This window comes from Nonomuraea sp. NPDC051298, assembly GCF_055586305.1.
In genome coordinates, this window is record NZ_JBVJIM010000040.1 from 18,671 (window position 1) to 42,000 (window position 23,330).

Here is a 23,330-nt window from a genome sequence, read left to right on the forward strand (position 1 = left end):
AGACCCGAGCCGTGATCGCGAAGTGTCACTGGAGTACTAGCTGGGTTGGTCCGGCTGGAGGTCGGCCAGCGTCGGCAGTCGGCCGTGCGGGGATCGGCTGCACCACAGGCTGCCCGCCCGGCAGGCGAACGCGGCGGCTTGCCGGCTGGCTATCCCTTGGCTCAGCGCGTGGATCAACGCGGCGCTGAAGGCTGATCCGGCCCCCTGTACCTGCTGGACGGCGACCGCCAGCGCCGGAACCGTGAAGCGGTCGCCGATGTGAGCGTGGCCGATCGCGCCGTTGCGTCCGACGGTGACCATGACGAGGTCGGCGATGCCGAGGTCGGTCAGTTCGCGCAGCGTCTGCTCGGCCTCGGCCGGGTGGTGCTCGTCTGCGTTGGTCTGCAGGACGCTGATGCGGCCGTGAGGCTGGACGGCCGCTGCAAGCCAGGCGGGGGCCGGTGATCCTCCGAGGTTCACGACGATTCGGCGTTGGGCACGCAGGGCGGCTTGGAGCAGGGAGCGGGGCGTTTCGCCCAGGACCTCGTAGCAGTCGAGGTAGACGGTCGGCGCGCGGGTGAAGGCTTCGGGGCCGATGCCGTCGAGTTCGGTGGTGATGCCTTTGAGCCCGGAAAACCAGGTCCGGTTCCCCGCCCCGTCGGCGATGACCGTGTTGATCCGGGTGTGTGCGGCGGTGCCTGGGGCGGGGTGGTGGCGAACGCCCCAGCGCTGTAGCCGCTCGATGATCGTATGGCCGTCGGGGTCGTCGGCAACCGGGTTGCTGAACAGGGCCGCCTGGTGGCCGAGCGCGGTGAGCATCCCCGCGATCAGCGGCCCGTCGCCGGCCATGAACCGGTCGGTGCCGTGGACCTCAACCCCGTAGTTGATCTTCGGGTAGTCCTGCACGTGCAGGGTGTGGGTGGCGGCGAGGTAGCTGAAGCAGTGCACGGCAGGGGGGTTCACGCGGGCGGGCCCAGGGTGAAGGTGGCGAGCAGTGCCGCATGATCGGTGATGTGGCTGGTGCGGGGGGTGTGGTCGTAGACGCAGCTCACCAGCGCCCCGGCCGCTGGGGTGGCGAACAGGTGGTCCAGGCGCTGGGCGCCGTAGCGGTCGCTGATCCAGCTGTGCTCGTGCATGGTGGGGTGGGCCTGCCGGAAGGCGTCGACCAGGCCGAGGCGCTGGAGGTCGGTGTAGAAGGCGTAGTCGTGCTCTTCGAAGGAATCCAGGGGCGGCTGGTGGCCGGGTTCGACGACGTTGAGGTCGCCGGCCAGCAGGAGTTTCGGGCGCAGGGCGGTGAGGAGGTATTCGAGGAATGTCTTTTGGAAGGCGCGGCGCCGGTCGCTGCTGTCGGTGGTCATTCCGTTGGTGGGCCCGTACAGGCCGATGATTCTGATCTGCTCGCCGTCATGCTCCACGTCGACTGCGGCGGCGCGAGGGTCGACCAGAGCGGCCACAGGTGTCTGGGGTAGGCCGCGGGTGGCCACCAGGGTGAAGTAGGAGGCGCCGGCCCAGCCTGGTGGAAGGCAGACCTCGAAGCCTTCGGCGGTCAGCCCGCTGATGACCAGCTTGGCGCCGTCGGAGGGCTTGAGCTCGGTCAGGACCAGGACGTTGCTGCGGCTGGCCAGCAGCCAGGAAAGGGTCTGTTGGGCGCGTTGCAGGCTGGGGTTGTTGATGTTGAGGGCGCATAGGCGCAGCTCGTTCTGCGTTGATGCGGCGTCGGCGGGCTCGTCGTCGAGACTGCCGAACAGGGCCCCCTGGATGAGGTCGTCGGGCATCTAGTGCTCCTGGCTGTTGGTGAGGCCGGTCAGGTGCTCGACGCGGCGGATGGTGTCGGCGAGCTGGCCGGGATTCATCTGCTTGGCAGCCCGCTGCTGGGATGTTTCCTTGGCCGCGCCGTACACCCAGAAGGAGGTTCCGCTCTCGGTGTCGAGGATGAGGAAGCGGTCGCGGGTCGCGGGCCCGCGCACCAGGATGGAGATGGTGTCGGCGTCGGCTTGGACGGTGTGGACGGTGGTGTGGTCCAGGGCGTAGCTGGATCCGGGGCGTTCGCGGCGTTCCAGGATCGGGGTGAGGGTGCGGGGGTCGGTGTGCTCGTCGAAGTCGGTGTCCGCTCCGAAGATGCGGTGCAGGTATTGGCCTCGGTAGATGCCGGAGAAGAACGACCAGCGGTGGTGGTGCGGCCGGTCGTAGTAGCCGGGCCGGTACAGGTGCAGCCGGATTCTGATGTCGCCGTCGGCGTACAGGACGAGTTTGTCCAGGAAGTCGTAGCGTTCGCACATGGGGGCCAGGGCGGCGTCGCCGGGGATTGCCTTCAGGAGGGCGGCCAGCAGATCAGGGTCGGTGATGATGGCGTCGTAGACCGGCTGGCAGCCGTCCAGGATGGCGCCGGTGTCGCTCCAGTCGAGGTCGCGCAGGCCGCGGAAGGCCGGGTGCGCGGTGGTGATCATCGCTGGTCTCCCGTTCCGTAGGGGGATGCGTTCATGATGCGCTTGAGGTGGGGGTGCAGGCGATAGAACTGCCTGGCCAGGTGCGGGGGCTGAGGGCAGCCGTCGGGCAGGCTGTGAGCCGCGGCGGTGTGGGCGGTGACGGCCGCCAGCAGGGTGAGCTGGGCGGACTTCACGCGTTGGCGCAGCGTCGGCGCCGGATGGAGCGGGACGGCTTGGCTGAGCAGGACGGGGCCGGTGTCGACGCCGCCGTTCACTTGGTGGACGGTGCAGATGATCGGGTCGTTGTTGAGCAGGGCCCAGCCGACGGCGTCCATGCCGCGGTAGGCGGGCAGCGCGCCGTTGTGGGCGTTGAGGGTGCCCATCGACGGGATGGCCAGGATTTCGGCGGGGACGATCGGCATGCCGAGCAGGATGAGCAGGTCTGGCTGCCACCGGGTCAGGACGGTCGCGGCTTGTTCCCAGTGGGTGGCGTGAGCTTGGGTGCCGGGCAGGTCGGGGGCTGGCAGGGGCTGACGCGGGGGAGCGGGAGGGTACCAGGCGCTGTCGTAGGCGGAGGTCGCCGTCTGCTCGGGGGGTGAGCCGTACCAGCACACCGCCGCGACTTCGGCGCCGAGGTCTCGTGCGTGGGCGAGGAAGGCCGGTGGGCTGCTGGATCCGACCCCGGCCAGGATCGCGGTCTTCAGCTTCCCGGCGCCAGGAATGTCGACGGGCACGACGGCCGGCACGGGGGCAGGCTGTACGGGGGCGGGCGGCGCGGGAATGGGTGGCAGCGCGCGGCGGGATAGGCGATCGGCCAATTGGGCGCAGGCATCGTCCAGAAGGGCGGCGCTGGCCCGGATTTCCGGCAAGAGATTCGGCGTGTTCCACCGGTCGGCGTGCTGGCGCATCCATACGGTGCCCAGGAGCTTGCAGGCGGCATTGAGGAAACGCAGGTCACCGCTGGCCGCGTTGACGCCGAGCCAGTGGTTGGCGAGCAGCAGCCACGCCTGGGCCGCGGCGGGGGTGAGGGCCCGGGTGTGGGCTTCCACCGGCGGCCGCCATAGTCGGGCGGTCTCGAAGCGGTGCAGCAGTTCCGCGTCGCACGCGCGGACAGGTGCCGCCGCAGTCTCGACGGCCGTGGTCTCGAGGGCCGCTGGTGCGGGCTGCGCGCCGGGCAGCGTGGCTGGGGCGGTGTGTCCGGGATGCCACCAGCGGCCAGCCAGGGCCGCTTCGGCCACCCCCGCGATCGGTTGCGGCGTCGGGGGGTGGCCGGTGCGGGGAAGCGCGGCGAGGATGTGCGCGGGGGTGAAGTCGGCGTCGACCTCGCCCTGTACCGGCAGGTGGCTCCCCGCGTCGCTGCCGGTGTCGGCGCCGGGGCCAGGGTCGGGAGTGGCGATCATCGGCTACCTCCGAGGAGACCCTCGCCTTCAGGCGGGGGAGAAATCGCACTTCTGCGGAGCAGGGCAGGAGCAGGCGATTCACCGCCAGGCGAACCGCCGTCTTCTACAACTGAGCGGTACTTAGCTGATCTTTCTGTGAAAATGTGACGCGTGGCGCAGCTGGTGAAGCGGGCCTACAAGTACCGCTTCTACCCGACCCCCGAGCAGGCCGAGGAGCTTGCCCGGACGTTCGGCTGCGTGCGCTTGGTCTACAACAAGGCACTGGAAGAGCGGACCCGCGCCTACACCCTGGAAGGCAAGCGGGTCTCCTATGTGGAGTCCTCCGCGGCGCTGACGGCGTGGAAAAAGACGCCCGAGCTGGCGTTCCTGGGCGAGGTGTCGTCGGTGCCGTTGCAGCAGGCCCTGCGCCACCTGCAGGCGGCGTTCGCGAACTTCTTCGCGCGCAGGGCCAAGTACCCGACGTTCAAGAGCAGGAAGAAGGCACGCGCGAGTGCGGAGTACACCCGCTCGGCGTTCCGCTGGCGGGATGGCCGGCTCACTCTGGCGAAGATGGATGCGCCGTTGGACATCGTGTGGTCGCGTCCGCTGCCCGAGAGGGCCGAGCCGTCCACGGTCACCGTCTCCCGGGATGCGGCCGGGCGGTGGTTCGTCTCCATCCTGGTCGAGGAGAAGATTGCGCCGCTGCCGCCGGTCGAGGCGGCGGTGGGCGTGGACGCGGGCATCACGGCGCTGGCCACGCTCTCGACCGGCGAGAAGATCGTCAACCCGCGTCACGAGCGTGCCGACCGGCGCAAGCTGGCCCGTGCTCAGCGATCGCTGGCCCGTAAGGAGAAGGGATCGAGCAACCGGGCCAAGGCCCGGCTGCGCGTTGGCAAGGTGTACGCCCGGATCGCCGACCGGCGCCGGGACCATCTGCACAAGGTGACCACACGGCTTGTTCGCGAGAATCAAGTGATCGCCGTGGAGGACCTGACGGTCCGCAACATGGTCAAGAACCGCTCGCTGGCCCGCGCCATCGCGGATGCGGCCTGGCGCGACCTGCGGATGATGCTGGAGTACAAGGCCGCCTGGTACGGGCGCACGCTGGTGGCGGTGGACCGCTGGTTCCCCTCCTCCAAGCTGTGCTCGGCCTGTGGGGCCCTGCAAGAAGCGATGCCGTTGAAGATCCGAAAATGGACCTGTGGCTGCGGCGCGGTCCACGACCGGGACGTCAACGGTGCGAAGAATGTGCTCGCCGCCGGGCTGGCGGAGAGCTGAAACGCCTGTGGAGCTGGTGTAAGACCTCAACGAGAGTCCTCTCAGGCGGGCGACCGGCGGTGAAGCAGGAAGGCCAACCGGCGACGGTTGGAATCCCCTCGTTTACAAGGGAGAGGAGGTCAACGGGCCACGTGCGCGCTGACTTTGGCCAGCGCGGCGAGGTAGCCGTCCAGCAGTTCCTCATCGCCGGGGTACCCCCATGCGGGGATCTTGATGAAGGCCTCCTGGAAGGCGGCGACGCCGGGCAGGCCGACGGCGCGGACCGCGGTGGCCCGCCAGGGCGCGGACGCATCTCGGCGGGCGAACAGCGGCTCGCCGGAGATGTCGCGGGTGGAGCCGGGCGCGTCGACCTCCAGAGCGCCTTCGGCGACGCACAGGCGGACGAACTCATCGCGGGTCACGCTCGCCTGGTCGGCGTGGAACAGCAGGCCGAGGACGTAGAGGCCGTGGGCGCCCCGTTCGGGCGGCACAACGATCGGAGAGATGACCGGGTTGCCGTCCAGGGCCTTGGTGAAGGCGTCGAGGTTGTGCCGGCGGTGGGACTCGATGTGGGCGGCCCGGGCCAGTTGGTGAACGCCGATCGCCGCGCCGAGCGTGGTCATCCGCTCTTTGAGTCCCATGCCGGTGAAGGCGAACGGGAAGTGCTCGGAGCCGGCGTCGATCTCAGCGCGGGCCCGTTTGTTGTAGTGGGCGAAAAGGACGGCCAGCTCGCGCAGGCGCGGGTCGCGGGCCACCAGCATGCCGCCTTCCCCGGTGGTGATCGCCTTCTGGTTGGTGGAGAAGACCGCCAGGTCTCCCCAGGTGCCGACGGGCCGGTTGTCCCAGCGGGCGAAATGGGCGTGGGAGCAGTCCTCCAGGAGGGCCAGGTCGGAGGCGGCGCAGAAGGCGGCGATCTCGTCCATCGAGCACGGGATCCCCCACATGTGGGTGACGATCACGGCCTTCACGTTCGGTTGCATCCGATCAGCTAGGCTCTGCGCGGTCACGTTCCCGGTCGCGGGGTCGGCGTCGCAGAAGACGACCTCGATCCCGTCGAAGGCGAACGGGGAGGCGGTGGCCAGGAAGGTGTAGGCGGGGGCCAGGATCGCATCGCCTGGGCTCAGGCCGAGGATGCGGCTCATCGCGTGGATGGCGGCGGTCCCTGAGGCCATCGACACGACCTGGCCGGGCTCGAGGCCGAGGAAGGCGGCGAAGGCCTGCTCGTACTCGCCGATGATGCCGGTGGTGTCGCGGTCGGACAGGGAGCGATGGGCTTGGTCGAGGATCGCCTTCTCCAGGGAGGCGTCGATGATGGGCCACTGGTAGTGCGGCCTCGGCGCCTGGAGGGTCATGGGTCCGCCGTGAGCGGCCAGCGCGTTGGTCACAGGGGCTCTCCTTCGGGTCGTCGCAGCGGGGCGATCAGGGGCCGCACTCGATTGAGGGTGTCGGGGACGGGCGCGGCCGCGTCGAGGTCGAGGACCGGCCAGCGGTGGTGGTCGGCGTAGGCCAGCAGGTTCTTCAGCCCGTCTTGCTGGTAGGTGATGAACGCCTGACGGCCGTAGGTGCTGACGCCGGCGTGCATGCCCATCTCGCGGGGCTGGAAGTCGCGGCGGCGGTCGTACAGGGCGCCGAGGTCGGCGGTGAGCACGATGACCGCGTCCGGGCCCGGCACCCGGCCGAAGATCACATCGAGGTCGGCCTGGGTCCAGCCCTGCAGCAGGAGCTTGGAGAAGAACTTGAACCACCAGCCGTCCATGATCACGTCGTGGCCGCGGGCGAGGACGGGGTCCACCACGGTGGTGCGCAGCGCGCTGTACCAGGAGGCCTGCAAGGTGACCCAGAAGGCGTCGGGCAGCTCAGGGCTGTCGCCCGAGTGCCACAGCATCGTGGCCAGGTGGGTCATGAGGGTGCGGGCGTAGGGGGAGGTCTGGCAGATCTGCCGGCGCGGCACGAACACCAGGCGCGACCCGGCAGCGGGGGCCGTCGCGGTGCTTGTCGCCTCCTGGTAGGTGGCGTCGGCCAGGGCTTGTGCCAGGGTCGTCTTGCCGATCCCGTCGGGGCCTTCCAAGACGATCAGCCGTCCCCGCTGCGCCTGCCGTATCGCCACGGTGGTCTTCTCCCCTCCGCCTGCCGGCTCTGGTGGGTCCTGGCTCGATCCTCACCCGGCGTCGGTCGCTTCGCCCGGCTTTTGCGCGCGGCGGCCGATACCGGTCAGGTGCCGCAGGCGTCGGCGGCGTTGATGAGCCGCCAGCCGCTACTGGACAGCCAGCGCCGGTGTTCGGCGTGTAAGAGCTCGGCGTTGTCGGGTGACAGCAGCGGCAGGGCCTGGCCGATGGGACAGCTGAGGGCGCCCTGGAGTCGGCGCAGCTCCTCATCCATCAGCGTGCACAGCACTTCATCGTTCAGCTCCGCGGTGGGGTCGGTGCTTTCGATGAGGGCGAGCATGGCGGTCAGCAGCGCGTAGGCGGCCGCGCGGATCGTGACGCGCGCGCCGTGCAGGACCGCCCGTTGCGGGCCGTCCACGATCTTCTCCAGGCTTTTGAGGGTGTAGTCGAGGGCGAAGGTGCGATCGACCCACATCTGCGCGTGCCGGGAGCAGGCGCCGATGCGCTGATCGGCGAAGCGCGCCTCGACGCGGCCCATGCTGGGGTCGATCGCGCCGGTCAGCGTGCGCGCTGCGACAGCGCGCGTGTAGGCCGAGCCGATCAGGCACTCCATCGAGACCAGCATGTAGGAGATGCCGATGTGGAAGGGACGGCCTGCGGTGTGCGCGGCGACCCAGGCCGGGTCACGGACGCCGTCGACGATCTCCTTGACGCTCAGGTGCGGTTGCGGGGCCAGCAGAAGATCGGTCCGGCCTTGGAAGGCGTGGGTGGCACGCAGCTCCTCCAGGTTCATCAGGTGGTCGAAGGTGATGTAGGTGAAGCGCGTGGGGACGCCCAGCGCGCTCAGCGTGCGGATCGCCAGGGCGTTCTGCTCGCCGGTGGTGTCCTTGTTGAACCGGGCGAGGACGGAGTCGACGCCGGACTCCACGCCGAACAGCATCCGCCGCAGCCCGAGCCCGTTCAGTCGCCGCCACATCCGGGCCCGCTCCAGGTGCCAGTCCCTGTCGCGTTCCGGTCTGATGACCTGGTCGATGCGGCAGGACGACTCCCACGCAAAACCCGCGCCATGCAACAGGTCCGCCATCTCCAAGCCGCGGGAGACGGCGTCCTCATCACGGCCGAAGAACTCCTCATCCACCAGATAGAGGGTCTTGGAGGTTTCCGGGTGGCGGTCGAAGGTACGCGTGAGCTCCGGCAGCACGATGCCGAGCTGCTGGGCCGAGCCCGGAGCCCACACACCTTTGTGGCCGCGCGGGCAGAAGCTGCACGCCGATGTACAGCCTCGCGACCCCTCCACCTGGGCCACCCCGCGGCACTCCAGGGTGGGCTCCAGCAGGTCGAGTTCGGGCAGGAAGTCCACCAGCCGGGCGTTGGGCACCTTCGCGGTCCGCCGCCGCGAGCCTACGGTCAGGCCCCCGCCGCGCGCGGCGCCGGCGTAGCCCAGGCCGGGGATGTCGGCCAGGAGCAGGTCGCCGTGGTAGTGACTGAGCGTGTCAGCGATCGTGGTCTCCCCGGCACCGCGGGCGACCAGCAGACGGGGGTAGGTGTCCAGCAGCAGCGCTTCGTTGCGAACGGTGAGACTCCCTCCGGCCAGGACCAGCGGCGGGGTAGGTGAGGCGTAGAGGTGATCCAGCAGAGCGATCATCAAGTCGTGCTGGCCGAACGTCGCCGACACCCCGACGATGTCTGGCTCGGTGGCGGCGATCGCCGCGAGCAGGTCGGTGAAGCTCACCTGGAGCTGCATGTCCACCAGGGTGATCTGGCCGAGCAGCGTACGGCGCGCGGCCCGCGCCAGATCGGAGATCGCCAGCGGGAAGCGCGGCAACGGGAACCACTCTGGGTGATACAGCGACGCCAGCAGCACTCGAGGTCGCTGCAACCGCTCGGCCCCTTCAGCACTGATGCGGCCGCCGGACAGCCATGCGCCCGGATGGTTGATCATCAGGTGCCCGGCCGTCCAGGCGGGCCAGTCCCGCTCCGCGTGCGCACGGCCCTGCAGATCGGCGAACGTCCAGCCACCCAGCTCCGGCGCCCGCTCAGCGACCAGCAGCCGCTGCTCGAGCGTGCCGGTCACGCTGACCTGCCCAGGCAGGATCTGGGTGAGGGCCTGGCGAAGCGCGTTCGGCTGGCTCGCAGGAATACGCAGCAGCCCTTCCCGGCGGGCCTGGCTCAGCGGAAGTCCGGTTGCGTGTTCGACGGCGGTGATCAGCCGGTCGCCCCATGCCTCGTCCACGACTGCTGCGCGCTGGTGTGACATGGTCGTTGTCATCGGCCTCGCTCCCCTCTGCCTCGGGCTGTGGAAGCCAGCACACGCGAGGAGGGGCGGGCACGCCAAGGGGCGCGGACGGACCCGGACTCATTCGCACCAGGTCAGCGCTTCCTGCCTGCGAATCAGCCTCCGCACGTGATCACATCGCTACACTTCTCGGACAGTTTCGGACAGCCGGCCCGCCCCAGGTCAGGAAACCTCGTGCCGCTATCAGAAGACATCGACCCCACGCAATCGCGCACCGTCGCTGACCTCGCGGTATGCCTGCGGCGCGTCCAGATTCAGGCAGGCAACCCCTCGTTGCGGGAGCTGGAACAGCGCGCTCGCCGACGTGGACGAAGGATGCCCCGCAGCACCATCGGCGACATGCTCACGGGCAAGAGCCTGCCGCGCCAGGCGCTGATGCTCACGTTCCTGCAGGCGTGCGGGATCAACCCCGGGGAGGATCCTCGCTGGCTCCTCGCCTGGAATCGACTGGCCGCCCGCGAGAGCGAAGCTCCGGATCAGGAGCACCATCCGCTGAGCGCGGATCTCCTCGCGGACGTCCGGGCCGCCGGTCTCACCCGGATCGGCACGACCTATCTCACCGACATGCAATGGAGCGCTCTTTTCGCCGGCGTGCGAGAGCTCGACATCTACATGGCCTACGGACAGACCTGGACCCGGATGCACGCTCGCGACCTGGCCCGCGTCGCCGCCCGGCCCGGCGCCCGCATCCGGGTGGTGCTGGCCGACCCCGAAGACGAGCGCACCGTCGCCGTGCTGGCCGACCGCTTCGACCTCACCGTCGCAGAGCTCCAGCGGCGCATCACCGACACCCGGGCCGACTACGCCGCGATGCGCAGCCAGACGGGCGCGACCATCGAGATCTTCTACCGGCCCGGTGATCGTATGTTCTCCTTCTACCGGCTCGATGACACCGCGGTGCTCGGCTTCTACAGCCACGCCCGGACCCGAGCCGCCAGCGTCCCCGTCTTCGTGTGCGAACGACCGGGTGAGCTGTACGACTTCATCGTCGAAGAATGGCAGGCCATCATTCGCGACAGCCGCCCCGCCTGAACCACTGGCCAACCCACTCGCCGACCCCGGCCAAACGTTGCCCATGACAGGGCCCGCGACGCTCAAGATGGGATCCCGCATCCCCGGCGAAAGGCTCCTTGGCAATGACCGCGCACCTGCTCCCCAACCGGACACTCGGACGGACCGGCATCACCGTCCCGGCCCTCGGCGCCGGCTGCTGGGCGATCGGCGGACCCGATCACAACCTCGGCATGCCGATGGGCTGGTCCACCGGAGCCGACCAGGCGGCCGCCATCGCCGGGCTGGAAACCGCTTGGGAACTGGGCGTCCGGCTGTATGACACCGCCGACGTCTATGGCCACGGACTGTCCGAACGGCGGCTGGGACACCTGCTCGCCCAGATCCCGCGCGAGCAGATCCTTGTGTCCTCCAAGGTCGGATACTTCGCCGGCACCGCAGCCCACGGCTTCGACCCCGCCCACATGCGCCGCCAGCTCGGCCAGAGTCTCGACAACCTCGGCACCGATCACCTCGACATCTACGGGCTGCACCACCACGACTTCGGCGAAGGCGACCAATGGCTACAGCCCGCGATCGAGGCCATGCACGCCTTCAAAGCCGAAGGCCTCATCCGGGCGATCAGCCTGCGCGGCCCCCACCGCTTCGCCCCCGACCGGCTCTCGACCCCACCAGCCCTGCGCGGCAACAAGATCGCCCGGTTCCGGGCGCTGTTCGACCAGGTAAGGCCAGATATTCTCGCGGTGCGCGACAACCTGCTCACCCCTGCCGCCACCTCCGAAGGGATCTTCGCCTTCGCCGACCAGCACCACTGCGGAGTCCTCATCAACAAGCCCTTCGGCCAAGGGCTCCTGACGCGCTCCCACCGGCCCGATCAGCCACCCAGCTTCGCCGACGGCGACCACCGGGCCCGCAAACGCTGGTTCACCGCACCCGCCTTGGCTATTCTCGACGAAGCTCTCGCCCACCTTCAAGACACCATCGCCCCCGACCGCCACGACCTCCTCGCCCTCGCCTTGTGGTCTTGTCTGAACCGCACCAGCAACGGCGTCGTCCTCACCGGATTCACCAACCCCGATCAGATCCGTGCGAACATCACCGCGATCAGCCGCATGCCCTCCGCCGCACAGATCGCTCAAGCCCGGACGATCATCACCGCCGCACAAGAGCGGCTCGACGCCGAAGGGCAGGTGTTCCTCGACGAATGAGCCACGCGGGCCCAGTCGGACGCTCTGCGGATCCATGCCCGACCAGCGCGCTGATCCGCCGCCGGTCCTGCGGATCCGGGCCCACACCCAGGGTAGAGCGTCGCGACGATCAACTGCAGATTCCGGTCACGCATCAGGCGTCACCGCCTCCAGCGAGTCCGCGAAGCGCGCGGAGGCGGCGGTCGCCGTCCTCGTCCTCGGCGCCCTTGAAGTAGAGGCCCTCCATCAGCCAGAGTCCGCCCGAGAAGACCCTCGTCTCCTCGCGCACGCACCTTGCCTGAACCATCGGGCGTCCCTTCCTCAGGCCCTAGCCGCGGACTACGGCCAGGATGTCTGTGACCGACCGTGTGCGCGGGGGTCCCCGCGTGGCGGCCTCGGAGGCGCGGCCGGAACCGGAGGCAGAGTTCCGCCACCTGGTATGAAGAGGGTGGCAGGTGCGGCCCTCCGGCGGTACGGCCGTGCCATCATGGCCGAGGACCGTCTGGTGGCCGGTCATGATGTCTTCCCCTCCAGCGAAGCGTTACCGCGGTCCTGCTGGAGGAGCCAAAGGCCGCGGAAGAGACCGGCTTGGGTCGTCAGCCGGGAAAACGTGCCCTCGGCCGTCACGCGCCCGCCTTCCATGACCACGATCCGGTCCGCGACGACGGTGTTGGCCAGGTTGTGGGTGACCAGGATGATCGCCCGGTCTGCGCGAGTTCGCGCAGACCGGTGAACACCAGATGCTCGGCGCGGGCGTCCAGGTCGGAGGTGGGCTCGTCCATCACCAGCAGGCCGGCGTCTCGGTGGATCGCCCGGGCGCCCGCGATGCGCTGCCACTGCCCGGAGGACAGGGCCTGGCCGCCCCACCATTCACGCGCCAGTCTTCACTATCGCCAGGTAGGCCATCGGGGAAGCTAGGCGCAGAAAATGGCGGTAGTGACCTGCGAGTTCTTGGTCCTGTTAGGCCTCTGTGACGGCTTGAAAAGCTGGCTTCTGTAGCGTCGCCACCTGGCCGCCGGCAACGTCGGGCGCGACGGTCGCCCGCGCCAATGGCGCCGGCGACCCCCACCAAGAAGGTCGCACCGCTGCCGCTGCCCGCCCTGCGGCCGCGCGCGCCTGCCGCGGTCCCAGGTGCGCACCGTGAGAATGGCGGCCCGGCATGCCGCCGCCCCCACCGCTCGGTGACGACCGGCCCTCGGCCGACATCCGCATCGTTCCTGGGTGAGGGCGGAGCAGCGGGCGTAACCACTGCAGTCGCAACTGGACGCCCTGACCGCGCATGGCATCGGCCGGGAGAAGATCTTCGCCGAGAAGATCTCAACCCGGGTCAAGGTACGCCCTCGGTTCGAGGCGGCGCTCACGCTGGCCCGCCAGATCAAGGCGCACCCCCCCGCACTGCCGCGTCATCCTGACCGTGTATGAGATGAAGCGGCTCGGCCGCGACGCCGCCGAGCTCACCGTCCTGGCCGATCACCTGACCGCGCACGGCCTGGTGCTGGAGATGCTCGCCGGGCCGCTGGCCGGCATCTATGACCCGTCCGGGCCGGGGTGGATGCTGTTCGCGTTCTTCGCCGCGATGGCCGAAACCGAACGTGAGGCCATCCGCGAGGCCACCCTGGAGGGCCTGGACGCCGCCGCCCGCAAGGGCAGGCATGGCGGCCGCCCCGCGGTGATCACCGACGACATGCTGCACACCGTGCTGCGCCGCAAGGCCGCCAGGGAATGCGTCGAGGACATCCGTAAGGACCTGATCATCCCCACTGGCAGGCGCAGGGGCGAGAACCCGTCTCTGGCCAGCATCTACCGGGCCTTGGCCGGGCACGACAAGACGCGGGCCTACCCCGAGTCCGTCGAGCAGGCCCACGCCGAGTTCGCCGTACTCCAGGCCGGTGGTCGTCCCTGACCTTTGTTCTCCAGGGCCACGAACTGGAGCATCGTCCCGGCCGCTCAGGCGACCGCTACCTGCGCCCGTACACCAGCCCGCCCGACGACATCACCGCCGGCTACGTTGAACATCGATGACCCCCCTCTACCGGCTCATCGCGCTCACACATGGAGGCCAGGATCTTCCGGCCTTTTCGGCCGCACCGCCCCGCAATGCGCGCCGGCAGAAGGTGCCTCACCTTCATACTGAACGGAAGAAGAGTTCATCGCGACAAACAGCCGGTCGAGGGGGAGTCTTTGCCTGACAGTCGCCACAAATATCTCTACGAGCGCCTGGGGGATCACGACTTCCAGCAACTCATCGGGGCTCTGCTGTCCGAGCGCTTTGCCGATTTTGTCCCGCTGCCGCTGCGGCAAGCGGACGGAGGCCGCGACGGCGTCCGTATCGCGCCCGGGAAGAAGCTGATCTACCAGGTCAAGTGGTCTGCCACGGCTAGCGAGAAGAATCCCGTCGCCTGGCTGGACGCGACGATCAGTCAAGAAGCCGGCAACATCAGGCGACTCGCGGCCGAGGGCGTCCAGCAGTACATCATCGTCACGAACGTCCCCAGTAGCGGCAAGCCGGGGACGGGAACGTTCGACAAGCTCAACGAGAGGTTAGCCAGCCACTCCAAGAGCTTCGGACTGGACATGAGCGCCATGTGGCGCGAAGCGATCAACTCCATGGTCGATGCGGCGCCGCAAGAAATTCTATGGTCCTACGCCGACATGCTGGCCGGGTGGGACCTCATCCGTTATCTCCTCAGCGAGGACGTCGCGGCCGTACGGAACTCGGCACTGCGCGTTCTTCTTCGCAAAGTCGCCGCCGCGCAGTGGGACGAGGACGAGCGCGTCAAGTTCAGCCAGGTGGATCTGGACCGCGAGCGCCTGGCCGACCTGTTCGTCGACGTGCCGGCGGACATGATCCAGGTGCCCCGGCGGGCGCAGCTGCTGGCTTCTGAGGCGCACCGGCCGGGCAATGTCTCCCCGCACCGGCTGGGCGGGGCCGCCTCCTACATCACCGGCAAGTCACCGTACCCGTTCACTCTCGTGCGAGGCGCGCCCGGCCAGGGCAAGTCCACGCTGGGCCAGATCGTCTGCCAGGCGTTCCGCGCCGCCTTCATGCCGGAACAAACGCCCACGGCCGACCTGCCGTCGATCGGCAAGCCGAGGTTCCCCCTCCGGCTCGATCTGGCCGACTACGCGGCGTGGACGCACGGCTTCGACGTCTTCGACAAGTCCGAGACCACCACCGTCAAGAAGGGGAAACGACGCCCGGCCCAGGAGGCGACCATCGAATGCTTCCTGGCCGCCCTGATGTCGCACTTGGCGGGGGGCCTCTCGCTGACGGCCTCGGATGTCCAGGATCTGTTCGACCGGGTGCCCAGTCTGATCGTTCTCGATGGCCTGGACGAGGTCGGCAGCACGGCGGCGCGCAGCCGCATCGTGCGGGAGATCGACCTGTTCTGTTCCCGGGGCAGGACGTATGCCGTCGAGCCCAGGGTGATCGTCACCTCGCGTCCCAATTCCGCCGGTCTGCCCGAGCCGGACGCGGACGTGTTCGAGGTCATCTCGCTCAGCCCTCTGGATCACGCCCTGCGCGATCAGTTCCTGCGCAAATGGTGCGCCGTCCACAACGTCCGAGGCAACGACAGCCGCACGCTGCGCCGTAACTTCAACGAAAAGACCCGCGAGCCCTACATCGGTGAACTGGCTGGCAATCCGATGCAGCTCACCATCCTGCTCTACCTGCTGCGCCAGCATGGGGATGCGACCCCGAGTCAGCGCACCGAACTGTACGACGCGTACATGAACCTGCTGCTGGCCCGGGAGGCGAACAAACACCCTGAGACGGTCCGGAAGTACCGGTCGGAACTGCTGGAGATCGTCCCGTTCCTCGGCTGGTACGTCCAGTCCAGGGCCGAGGAGAACGGTCATAGCGGACGCATGGCGCGCGACGAGGTCAAGGCCGCGATGAAGCACTTCCAGCGGACCTACGGCAAGCCCGAGAACGTGGTCGACGCGCTCTTCGAGGCCACGACCGACCGGCTGTGGGCGCTGACGGGCAAGGAACAGGAGACCTACGAGTTCGAGGTGCAATCACTGCGGGAGTACTTCGCGGCGCGGTATCTGTACCGCTACGCCGGCGAGGGCGACCACCGCTTCGACCGCACGCTCGTCTTCCGCGAGCTGCTGCGGCGGCCCTACTGGTTCAACACGGCCCGCTTCTACGGCGGCAACGCGACGGGCACCGACATCTACGCGCTGCAGGCTGGCATTACTCAGGAACTCGCGGTCAATCCGTCCAAGCACGTCCGCGTGGCATCGTGGAGCCTCATCACCGACGGCGTGTTCAACAGTCGGCCGATGGAGGCCGCCGCGATTGTGGACGCCCTGACCGACGACCTCGGCAGCAAACTCCTGCTGGAGGCACTGGACGGCAAAGCGATCACGCCGCTGCCGGAGACCTCGCACGCCGGCATGGCGTGGAAGCGTCTGACCCAGGCCATCGCCGCGACCCCCGAGCATGCGAACAACCACATCCGGATGCGCGTCATCCGCGACCTGCTCGGGCTGCGGCGCCAGTTCGCCACCTGGTGGGTCGAACGGCTCACCCAGGCAATCGACACCAAGCAGGAGATCGCGTGGCTCAAGCTCGGAGCGGCCTGTGAGGCCATCGCCGGGGACCTCATCGACATCCCCGGCCTCGCCGCCCGAGACGGCGAACGGGCACAGCTGATCCTCAACACCGGAGGCCTGCCCCAGGAAGGCAGCATCCTCGAAAAGCAACTCCGTCACGCCGTCCTTGACGGCCAGTGCTCGGAGACGACCTCGGTCCGCTCCGAGCTCGCGCAGATCGCGGTGGCCGTCGGTGCCGCCGAGTTCTACTCCTTCGGCTCGGACACCGCGATCCCCGCGCCGAGAGCCTCCTCACCGGACCGCCGCTCACACGCCATGCAGCACCTGCGCAGATCAGGATCCGCCTTCGCCGACGTCGCGGGCCTTCGACGCTTCCAGCGAGGCGAAAAGGGCAGCACCTTCCCCTGGTCCAACGCCGCCACCGCGCTGTACGCCGAGGTCGGCCGCTGCTGGCTCGTCACAGAGATCGCCATCATCGGCGCGGCCATGCCGCACCACTCGGGATACGCACTGCTGCCAGGCGCGCAGGCCCTGGGCCCCGACGGCCACCCGGCGGCGCTCATCGCCCAGACACGGGCCCACGCGCGCGAGGTCACCTGGTGGCGCGAACGGCTCCAGGCGTGTGACGACGACCACTCCCAGGCCGAGTGGGCCCTCGCACTCTGGGCGATCGCAGAAGGTGACACCATCGACGAGCTCTTCCCCGACCTTGAACAGCGTGTACACCGCCTGCCGGTCAGCCGGCGGCGTGCCTTCCGCATCGCGGCTCTGCGCCTGGGCGAAGCCGGGCTCTTGACAAAACGACCGGTCACGGCCACCACCGCCAGTGCCCTGCTCACCGAGATACTGGCTGCCCGTGCCGGGCACGCGACCGCGATGCGGCAAACGGAATGCCTCGCCCCGGCTGCCGCCCAAGACCGCGGACCCCTCGCAGGCGTCGCCCGCACAGCCAAGTGGCTCAAAGTCGACCAAACCCCACAGTATCGATAGGAGGAAGGCGGGTCGCCGGCGCCGTTCAGCCAGGACGGCATCCTCCAGCGGCCCGCACGACCTACCCGAGCCCGGCGCCGATCACAGCCATGACACGTCTCACCCGGAGTTCGCGGGCAAGTCGTGAAAGGGACGCAACGCACCGCTGGTCTCAGCACGGGTGAAGGCGTAGCGGCCCAGGAAATTAATGTGCTCGTACTGGATCGGCGACAGCCGGGCGCACATCTCGTCGGTGACCGGGAAGCCTCGCTCGCGCAGCCGGGTGACGGCGGCGTCGATGTAGAGGCTGTTCCACAACGATGACCGCGTTCAACGCCAGACCCAGACTTCCCAGCTGGTTCTCCATGCCTTCGCGGTAGCGCTGGCGCAACTGGCCCCGATTACCGAAGGCGATCTTGCGAGCGAGCCGGTGACGGGCCTCCTGCACGTTCAGCTGCGCGCCGATCATCCTGCGATAGCCCCCGTCATGCAGGAACTGCAGCAGATGCAACGTCTTGAAAATACGGCCGTAGTGCAGGAACGCCTCCCCCAGGCCGGTGGGACGGCCATCGGCCGACAACATCTTGATCAAATCGTATGCGCGCACCGCGCCCATCGTCAGGGAGCCGGCCACGCGCAGCATGTCGTCCCAATGGGCGCGGATGCGATCAAGGCGGACGACGTGGCGGGACATGTGCTCCAGCGGCCCGTAGCTGGCCGCCGTGTTGGTCCGCCACAGCCGTGTGTCGGCCAGGTCGGCGATAGCGGGGAGAACTGGTAACCGCAGATCGCGAACAGGCCGAACACCAGGTCGGAATAAGGCCGTGTCGGTGACGACGGTCTGCGGCCGGGGGCCGCCATCCAGGTTGAAGATGACGTCCAGGATGAACAGCGAGTCGCGCAGCGTGCGGCCCACACCCGCGCCGCCACGTACTGGCGCACCTCGCTCTCACACGCACCGAAGTCGCGGTAACCGAGCAGCTCCCGGATCTGCCACGCGTGCTCATAAGCGGTCTTGGGCCGCTTCCCGTAATCGGCGAAGCAGGCTGGATCCACATCCAGCTGCTCGGCCACGAACGCGACCGCCCCCGACAGGACCGCGAGCGGGTCCACGGTCAGGAAAACCCCGAGCATCCGCACGGTCGCCCACTGCACGGCCCACCCCAGCCGGGTGGCCGGCCGGCGCTTGTCGGCCAGCGCCTCCAGCGCCACGCTGTCCAGCCGGAAGAACCGCTCCAGCTCCGATGCCGACGGCTCCTGGGGGGAAGCGACCGTAGCGGGCCGCCTGCTCATCAGAGAGAAATTCGAAAGGCATGAGCCAGGACCGTAAGCCCATCCACCAGGGCAAATCGTGCTCGTCATCGAACCGAAACGAAGATCAAGTTCCTAGCGCCAATTTCTGCACTCAGCCTCCTCGGAGGCCGGTAGGCGACCCGTTCACCGGCGAGGGACGCCATCGCTTGCGGGACGGTGGTCAGCACAAGCAGCGGCAGCAGGACCGGCGCCAGCGTGGCGATCACCACCGTGGCGGCGATCAGGGTGGTCAGCGAGGCGACCAGGTTCTGGGATTCGCCGATCATGTCCTGGCTGACGCTGACGCCCCGGTCGGCCTTGTCGCACCGGTCATCGAACCCCGGGTTCGCGTTTGACGGCGTCGAGGTCTGCTTGGCGCCCTGAGCTGCGCCACGGGCGCCCGGTGGATACCGGGCGGCGATGCGGCCTGGGCAAGCGACCGGTGTGCTGATCTCCCCCTCGGGCGTCACGGTAGTGCTGCGGCCGGGTGTCGGGGGCCCTTGTCGTTCGTACGGCGGCGTTCCAGTGCGGCGGCCAGGCGGCGGTCGGCACGGTGGGCGGGGCTGCGGGCCAGGTGGTCGGGGTGGGCGTAGGTCTGGGTGGTGCGCGGGTCGGCGTGGCCGAGCAGGGCTTGGACGACGTCGATGGGCTCGCCGGCCTCGAGCAGGGCGGTGGCGACGCTGTGCCGGATGCCGTGCGCCGTGACCTCGTCGGGCTTGTCGACGCCGACGGCCTTGGCGGTGCGCTGGATGAGCTCGGTGATATAGGTGCGCTGCAGCGGCGCGCCGGTGCTGGTGACGAACAGCGGGCCCGGCCGCTCTCCGCGCTCGGCGAGGTAGCCGTCCAGTAGGTCGCCGGTGAGGTCGGCGATGACGACCTCGTGGCGGCGGCCGCCCTTGGCGGGCAGGGTGAGAATGCGGTGCTCACCGCGGTGGCCGAGATCATCACGCTGGGCGCCGGTGAGTTCGCTGACGCGGCAGGCGGTGCCCTTGAGCACGGCGAAGATGGCTTGTACCCGGGTGCTCTCCACCGCGACGGCGTGGGCGAGCATGGCGTTCAGCTCGGCCTCGGTGATGTACCGGGTGTGCTTGTCCCGCTGCCGCTTGGGCAGGTCCATGCCGTCGAACGGGTCGTTGCCGAGGAGGCGGGCCCGCCGCAGATAGCGGTACCAGCTTTTCAGCGCCGACAGCCGGCGGCGCCGGGTCTCGGCGGCGTAGCCGGCGTGCCGCATGGCCGCGGCGAAGGTGTCGGCCTCGATGAAGTCGACGTCGGTGAGGTCCAGGCCGCGGGCCTGGATCCACCACAGCCACCAGGAGGCGTCTTTGATGTAGGCCTGCTGGGTGTGGGTGGCGGCGCGCTGGTCGGCGAGTAGCCAGCCGCCGGTGGCGCGCAGCACCTCGTCGCCGGCGCCGGCCGTGCGCAGCAGCGCGGCCAGGCTCTGCGGGTCGTGGGCCGGTGGCGGGCTGCCCCGGTCGGGCAGCCGGATCGGCAGCGCGGCCAGGGGGATCAGCTCGGCGAACGGCAGGTCCGCCTCCTCCCCGTCGGCCGTGTCCGTCGGCGGGCCGGCGACGGCGGCGGGAACGGGGACGCCGAAGCTGTGCATGGTGGCCAGCCGGTCGGCGTCCGGCTCGGCCGGGGCCAGGTCGTCGGTGCTGGGGGAGAGGCTCATCGCGGTGTTCCGGCGGCCTGGTGCTCATCGGCCAGCCACGCGTTGAGGTAGGCAAGCACCCGGTCCAGCCGCGCGGCGCAGCCGGGGGCGAGCCGGCCGCCGGTGCCCGGCAGTACCCGGATCCCGGAGTCGAGCAGCTCGGCTCGGGTGAGCACGATGCGTCCGGCCTGCCCTGCCAGCACGGCGTCGGGGGTGGCGGAGCTGAAGGTCGCGTCGTCGGTGAGCGTGAGCGCCGTGCGCGCGGGCTGCCCCGCGGGCTGGAGCAGCAGCAGCGCCACCGCGTGCGCCCGGCGCAGCCGGGGTGGGCGTCCGGTCACCGGTGCTCCTCCTGATCGGTGATGCAGGGCAGGGCCAGCGGCCCGCGCTCCCGCGCTGGGGGCTCGTCGGCGGAGACGTCCGCGACGTGCTGATGTGCTGTGCGGTTGGCCGCCATCATCTCCTCGAAGGAGCCATACAGCGCCGGCCAGCCAGGGGCAGGATCGAGCACGGTGTCCGGCAACTGGTCGAAGGCGATCGCCAGCCCGACGCGAAGGCTGTTGCGGCCCTCGACGGCGAGTCAGCCGGCGCAGGCCAGGTCGTCGTCGGTGCCCGGCTCGCCCGGATGGCAGCCGAACAATGGGGCGTCCACGCCGGTGTGGCCGTGGCCGTCGGTGGAGCGGCAGGTGGCACGCATGGCGTCGAACTGTGGGGGTGAAGGCGGCCCGCGGCGCGTCGCGCCGGAATGGGCAGACGCCGCACGGGGCGCCGCGGTGCTTGAGCAGGGCCTCCTCCGCCCCGCCGGTAGTGGAGTTGCCGGAACCGGAGTCAGCGGGCGGCGGTTGGGCCGCGAGGGCGCCGCCCGACCCACCGGCGGTGCCGCCGTCGGTGTAACGGTCCGTGTCGTCGCCCGCGCGGAACAGGTCTACCAGCGATACCAGTGAGCGGGCGTTGGCCCGGCTGGTGGACTCCTTCGCCGCGGCGTCGCGCACTCGCACCGCGCCCGCCGCGCGGCGGGGCAGGTTCTGGTCGGTCATGGTCAGCTCCTGATCAAGGGGAACGAGTGGCGGACGCGACGTGCGGGCGCCGGAGGCATCGCAGCCTGTTATGCCCGTGGGTGCCGGACGGTCACGGCGGCGTTGCAGCGCCGGCATCCAGGTACGTGATGCCCGCGACGGGGTGGCCCAGGACGCGGCGGTCCGGATCGTCGTCGAAGCGGACCCGCAGGTAGGCGTCGCAGAACCCGACGATGGTGCCGGATCGGCCTCTGAGTGCGATGCGGCCCAACCGTTGGCCGCGGGCTGACGGTAGCGGCGGCGCAGGTAGCGGCCCCCCGCGGCCCGCCGTCGAACGTCGGGCGCCAGCGCTGGGCAGCGGAGCGGCCGGCGACGGCCTCGATGGACACCAGCACGATCCCGGCCTCCCGGTTCGGCGAGGGCGGTCGCGGGGCTGGCGCACACCCCACACGAGAGTGCGTCCCCCGGATCGCTGGCGTCCCGGGCTGTCGAGGATGATGACGCCTGAGCCGGTCAGAGCGACCAGGTCGTCGCGCGGGTCGCCGGTCTGCTCAGCGGCGAAGGTGGAGGGGGTCATCGCCCATCGCCTGTCGGGCCGGTCGCGGCCGCCGGGAGGCCCACCAACGGGGTGTCGGCCGCGATATGGGCGGCGTAGCGGTCGGGCAGGGCCGCTTCGGGCAGGCCGAGCCCGTCAGCGAGCAGACCGGCGACCCGCCGTTGGAACTGCTCCAGGTCGCGGTTGGCTGGCTCGCCCTGGGCCCGGTCGTGGTGAAGCATCCCGGTCAGTACCACGTAGGTGGTCTCCAACTCGGCCACCGTCAGGATGCGGGTGGTGCCGCGTACGCCATGCAGCGGAGTGTAGTGACCCCACTGGTGGGCCGCCCGCCCGGTGGTGGTGATCACCCAGGGGGTGTGGGGGCCAGGCCCCCGGCGCCGGATGAGCCGGCGGGCCTCCAGCCAGCGCAAGGTGATCACATGGGCTGACTCCATGGCCTGACCGGCCGCGCCGCAGGCCAGGGCGGCCTTCTGCCCGGCGCTGAGCCAACCCAGAAGGGGACGGCCTCGACGCGGCGCCCGCTCGCGAGTGGTCATCATCGGGTCTCTCCTTCGCTGGAGATCTCGGCCGTAGGCCCTGAGGAGAAAGGCGAAGCTGAGCCGGGAGCCGGGGGACAGGTGGCGGGCCCCGCTGCGCGTTCGGCGGGTCGGCGTGCGTTCATCGGGTCGGTGTGTGGGTGGGGCGGGGTGGCGGTCATGGCACGCGACCTGTTCTCACAGCACGTCGTTGCGTTGCAGGTCGAAGAACACGACGTGGCTGGCCTCCATCTCCCGGCCGCAGTGGTCGTGATACTGATCGTGCAGCCAGTCGCGGATGCTCTTGAAGAGTTCCTCGCGGGTTGCGCCGGAGGGCGGGGTGAAAGCGCCCTGGCCTGAGAAGTATCCCTGCTTGCCGTCGGCCTCGAACAGGACGGTACAGATCCAGTGGTGGGTGGGAACGGGGCGTTGCGGGCTTGGCGGTTCTTCCCCGAAGGGGCGGTCAGTCATCGGGATCTCCGGGGAGAAGCGCGCGAGCAAGGAGTAGTTGGCCGAGGTCGATCCGGCTCAGCAGGGCGGGCAGGTCCAGCCCGCCGGTAGGGGTGCGGGGGTAGGTCGCGGGCCAGCTGCAGTCGTCCAGGTATGCCAGCCCCGCCGTCGACCGGCAGCTGCGGAGATGGCGGGACCAGCCCGACCGCCTTCAGCAACCGTGCGAGCTCGGCGGCGCTGTGACCGTCCGGGCCGGTGGGCGCGCCCATGGCTACAGCCCCATCCGGTCATACAGGCGGACCGCGAGCTCCCGGGCGAGCCGCCCGAGGTCCTCGCCGGGGTGGCGCGCGGCGAGCTCGTCCAGCAGCGCGGCGACCGCCTCGGCCTCGCCGGCCGCCAGCAGCGGCAGCCGCTCGCCAGGGGTGGCCGCCATCCGGGTGCGCAGGAATGCCTCGAGCTCGTCGCGGCTGAGCGGTCTGCCGGTGTGGTGGTCGCGCATCGAGGCGGCGAGCCCGTCATCGGCGGGGCGCGGGCGGCCCCACGCCGTGGCGTTCGGCTGCGGGTCGTGGTCGTACTCGGGCGGCTGGGGCGTCATAGGCGCGATCCTAGCGCACATGTAGATCGTCTACATGTCGATAACAGTGATTATCGACGTGTCACGATGTTGAGCATAGAAAGAATCG

22 protein-coding genes and 2 pseudogenes are annotated in these 23,330 nt (G+C 69.6%); 5 read left to right on the forward strand and 19 right to left on the reverse strand.

Features of this window, described 5'->3' with window-relative positions; genetic code table 11:
- Positions 1–36: 36 nt before the first annotated feature.
- From ACZ6S0_RS50195 to ACZ6S0_RS50210, 4 genes are read right to left on the reverse strand one after another with little or no spacing between them, the layout of a single operon-like run.
- The gene (locus ACZ6S0_RS50195; protein WP_465927768.1) at positions 37–942 is read right to left on the reverse strand and encodes a carbohydrate kinase family protein; all 906 of its coding nucleotides are present in this window, start codon (positions 940–942) and stop codon (positions 37–39) included.
- Entirely contained in the window at positions 939–1,754 is an 816-nt protein-coding gene (locus ACZ6S0_RS50200) for an endonuclease/exonuclease/phosphatase family protein (RefSeq protein WP_465927770.1), read from the reverse strand. The genes ACZ6S0_RS50195 and ACZ6S0_RS50200 overlap by 4 nt, the downstream gene beginning before the upstream one ends.
- On the reverse strand, positions 1,755–2,426 hold the full coding sequence (locus tag ACZ6S0_RS50205) for a hypothetical protein (protein ID WP_465927772.1): 672 nt from the start codon (positions 2,424–2,426) through the stop codon (positions 1,755–1,757).
- Positions 2,423–3,805: a formyltransferase family protein gene (locus tag ACZ6S0_RS50210; RefSeq protein WP_465927774.1), complete on the reverse strand. Its 1,383-nt coding sequence runs from the start codon at positions 3,803–3,805 to the stop codon at positions 2,423–2,425. The genes ACZ6S0_RS50205 and ACZ6S0_RS50210 overlap by 4 nt, the downstream gene beginning before the upstream one ends.
- Before the next feature lie 150 nt (positions 3,806–3,955).
- Here ACZ6S0_RS50210 and ACZ6S0_RS50215 point away from each other — a divergent pair.
- Positions 3,956–5,160: pseudogene (locus tag ACZ6S0_RS50215) on the forward strand (RNA-guided endonuclease InsQ/TnpB family protein); the annotation flags it as partial.
- A 21-nt stretch (positions 5,161–5,181) separates the two neighbouring features.
- On the opposite strand, the gene ACZ6S0_RS50220 reads toward ACZ6S0_RS50215, so the two are convergent.
- The 3 genes from ACZ6S0_RS50220 to ACZ6S0_RS50230 form a co-directional block, all read right to left on the reverse strand.
- The gene (locus tag ACZ6S0_RS50220) at positions 5,182–6,426 is read right to left on the reverse strand and encodes a DegT/DnrJ/EryC1/StrS family aminotransferase (protein WP_465927776.1); all 1,245 of its coding nucleotides are present in this window, start codon (positions 6,424–6,426) and stop codon (positions 5,182–5,184) included.
- Entirely contained in the window at positions 6,423–7,148 is a 726-nt protein-coding gene (locus tag ACZ6S0_RS50225) for a nucleoside/nucleotide kinase family protein (protein WP_465927778.1), read from the reverse strand. The genes ACZ6S0_RS50220 and ACZ6S0_RS50225 overlap by 4 nt, the downstream gene beginning before the upstream one ends.
- Positions 7,149–7,252: 104 nt before the next feature.
- Positions 7,253–9,415 (reverse strand): B12-binding domain-containing radical SAM protein, encoded by a 2,163-nt coding sequence (locus ACZ6S0_RS50230; RefSeq protein ID WP_465927780.1) that lies wholly within the window; start codon positions 9,413–9,415, stop codon positions 7,253–7,255.
- A 342-nt stretch (positions 9,416–9,757) separates the two neighbouring features.
- Here ACZ6S0_RS50230 and ACZ6S0_RS50235 point away from each other — a divergent pair, with 342 nt between their 5' ends.
- Both ACZ6S0_RS50235 and ACZ6S0_RS50240 read left to right on the forward strand, forming a co-directional pair.
- Positions 9,758–10,474, forward strand: coding sequence for a hypothetical protein (locus ACZ6S0_RS50235; RefSeq protein ID WP_465927782.1), 717 nt, complete (start codon positions 9,758–9,760; stop codon positions 10,472–10,474).
- Between the two features lie 104 nt (positions 10,475–10,578).
- Positions 10,579–11,661 (forward strand): aldo/keto reductase, encoded by a 1,083-nt coding sequence (locus ACZ6S0_RS50240; protein WP_465927784.1) that lies wholly within the window; start codon positions 10,579–10,581, stop codon positions 11,659–11,661.
- Positions 11,662–11,794: 133 nt separating this feature from the next.
- Here the strand turns inward: ACZ6S0_RS50240 and ACZ6S0_RS50245 are convergent, their stop codons facing one another.
- Positions 11,795–11,947: a hypothetical protein gene (locus tag ACZ6S0_RS50245; RefSeq protein WP_465927786.1), complete on the reverse strand. Its 153-nt coding sequence runs from the start codon at positions 11,945–11,947 to the stop codon at positions 11,795–11,797.
- Between the two features lie 316 nt (positions 11,948–12,263).
- Positions 12,264–12,521 carry a hypothetical protein gene (locus ACZ6S0_RS50250; RefSeq protein ID WP_465927815.1) on the reverse strand — a complete coding sequence of 86 codons (258 nt, stop codon included), beginning with the start codon at positions 12,519–12,521 and terminating at the stop codon, positions 12,264–12,266.
- A gap of 398 nt (positions 12,522–12,919) precedes the next feature.
- Here ACZ6S0_RS50250 and ACZ6S0_RS50255 point away from each other — a divergent pair, with 398 nt between their 5' ends.
- Positions 12,920–13,543, forward strand: coding sequence for a recombinase family protein (locus ACZ6S0_RS50255; RefSeq protein ID WP_465927788.1), 624 nt, complete (start codon positions 12,920–12,922; stop codon positions 13,541–13,543).
- A 278-nt stretch (positions 13,544–13,821) separates the two neighbouring features.
- A complete protein-coding gene (locus ACZ6S0_RS50260) occupies positions 13,822–17,193 on the forward strand; it encodes an NACHT domain-containing protein (protein ID WP_465927790.1) in 3,372 nt (1,123 codons plus the stop codon).
- A 99-nt stretch (positions 17,194–17,292) separates the two neighbouring features.
- Here the strand turns inward: ACZ6S0_RS50260 and ACZ6S0_RS50265 are convergent, their stop codons facing one another.
- From ACZ6S0_RS50265 to ACZ6S0_RS50310, 10 genes and pseudogenes are all read right to left on the reverse strand, one after another.
- Positions 17,293–17,451 (reverse strand): Tn3 family transposase, encoded by a 159-nt coding sequence (locus ACZ6S0_RS50265; protein ID WP_465927817.1) that lies wholly within the window; start codon positions 17,449–17,451, stop codon positions 17,293–17,295.
- Positions 17,378–18,088 (reverse strand): Tn3 family transposase, encoded by a 711-nt coding sequence (locus ACZ6S0_RS50270; RefSeq protein ID WP_465927792.1) that lies wholly within the window; start codon positions 18,086–18,088, stop codon positions 17,378–17,380. The genes ACZ6S0_RS50265 and ACZ6S0_RS50270 overlap by 74 nt, the downstream gene beginning before the upstream one ends.
- Before the next feature lie 59 nt (positions 18,089–18,147).
- A pseudogene (locus tag ACZ6S0_RS50275) lies at positions 18,148–18,534 on the reverse strand (DUF4158 domain-containing protein); the annotation flags it as partial.
- Positions 18,531–18,935, reverse strand: coding sequence for a hypothetical protein (locus tag ACZ6S0_RS50280; RefSeq protein WP_465927793.1), 405 nt, complete (start codon positions 18,933–18,935; stop codon positions 18,531–18,533). The gene ACZ6S0_RS50280 and the pseudogene ACZ6S0_RS50275, both read right to left, overlap by 4 nt.
- Positions 18,932–20,134: a tyrosine-type recombinase/integrase gene (locus ACZ6S0_RS50285; protein WP_465927795.1), complete on the reverse strand. Its 1,203-nt coding sequence runs from the start codon at positions 20,132–20,134 to the stop codon at positions 18,932–18,934. The genes ACZ6S0_RS50280 and ACZ6S0_RS50285 overlap by 4 nt, the downstream gene beginning before the upstream one ends.
- The gene (locus ACZ6S0_RS50290) at positions 20,131–20,451 is read right to left on the reverse strand and encodes a hypothetical protein (RefSeq protein WP_465927797.1); all 321 of its coding nucleotides are present in this window, start codon (positions 20,449–20,451) and stop codon (positions 20,131–20,133) included. Before ACZ6S0_RS50290 ends, ACZ6S0_RS50285 begins: the two co-directional genes overlap by 4 nt.
- Positions 20,448–20,633 (reverse strand): hypothetical protein, encoded by a 186-nt coding sequence (locus ACZ6S0_RS50295; protein ID WP_465927799.1) that lies wholly within the window; start codon positions 20,631–20,633, stop codon positions 20,448–20,450. Before ACZ6S0_RS50295 ends, ACZ6S0_RS50290 begins: the two co-directional genes overlap by 4 nt.
- Positions 20,634–21,699: 1,066 nt before the next feature.
- Complete coding sequence (locus ACZ6S0_RS50300; RefSeq protein WP_465927801.1) at positions 21,700–22,221, reverse strand: hypothetical protein; 522 nt, start codon at positions 22,219–22,221, stop codon at positions 21,700–21,702.
- 174 nt (positions 22,222–22,395) lie between these two features.
- On the reverse strand, positions 22,396–22,668 hold the full coding sequence (locus ACZ6S0_RS50305) for a hypothetical protein (protein ID WP_465927803.1): 273 nt from the start codon (positions 22,666–22,668) through the stop codon (positions 22,396–22,398).
- A 250-nt stretch (positions 22,669–22,918) separates the two neighbouring features.
- Positions 22,919–23,242: a hypothetical protein gene (locus ACZ6S0_RS50310; RefSeq protein WP_465927805.1), complete on the reverse strand. Its 324-nt coding sequence runs from the start codon at positions 23,240–23,242 to the stop codon at positions 22,919–22,921.
- Positions 23,243–23,330: the final 88 nt, after the last annotated feature.

Bases quoted from the DNA above. Each gene is read 5' to 3' on its own strand.
- ACZ6S0_RS50200 (WP_465927770.1), bottom strand. From the start codon at position 1,754: ATGCCCGACGACCTCATCCAGGGGGCCCTGTTCGGCAGTCTCGACGAC.
- ACZ6S0_RS50205 (WP_465927772.1), bottom strand. From the start codon at position 2,426: ATGATCACCACCGCGCACCCGGCCTTCCGCGGCCTGCGCGACCTCGAC.
- ACZ6S0_RS50210 (WP_465927774.1), bottom strand. From the start codon at position 3,805: ATGATCGCCACTCCCGACCCTGGCCCCGGCGCCGACACCGGCAGCGAC.
- ACZ6S0_RS50230 (WP_465927780.1), bottom strand. From the start codon at position 9,415: ATGACAACGACCATGTCACACCAGCGCGCAGCAGTCGTGGACGAGGCA.
- ACZ6S0_RS50235 (WP_465927782.1), top strand. From the start codon at position 9,758: ATGCCCCGCAGCACCATCGGCGACATGCTCACGGGCAAGAGCCTGCCG.
- ACZ6S0_RS50240 (WP_465927784.1), top strand. From the start codon at position 10,579: ATGACCGCGCACCTGCTCCCCAACCGGACACTCGGACGGACCGGCATC.
- ACZ6S0_RS50245 (WP_465927786.1), bottom strand. From the start codon at position 11,947: ATGGTTCAGGCAAGGTGCGTGCGCGAGGAGACGAGGGTCTTCTCGGGC.
- ACZ6S0_RS50255 (WP_465927788.1), top strand. From the start codon at position 12,920: ATGGCATCGGCCGGGAGAAGATCTTCGCCGAGAAGATCTCAACCCGGG.
- ACZ6S0_RS50285 (WP_465927795.1), bottom strand. From the start codon at position 20,134: ATGAGCCTCTCCCCCAGCACCGACGACCTGGCCCCGGCCGAGCCGGAC.
- ACZ6S0_RS50300 (WP_465927801.1), bottom strand. From the start codon at position 22,221: ATGATGACCACTCGCGAGCGGGCGCCGCGTCGAGGCCGTCCCCTTCTG.
- ACZ6S0_RS50305 (WP_465927803.1), bottom strand. From the start codon at position 22,668: ATGACTGACCGCCCCTTCGGGGAAGAACCGCCAAGCCCGCAACGCCCC.
- ACZ6S0_RS50310 (WP_465927805.1), bottom strand. From the start codon at position 23,242: ATGACGCCCCAGCCGCCCGAGTACGACCACGACCCGCAGCCGAACGCC.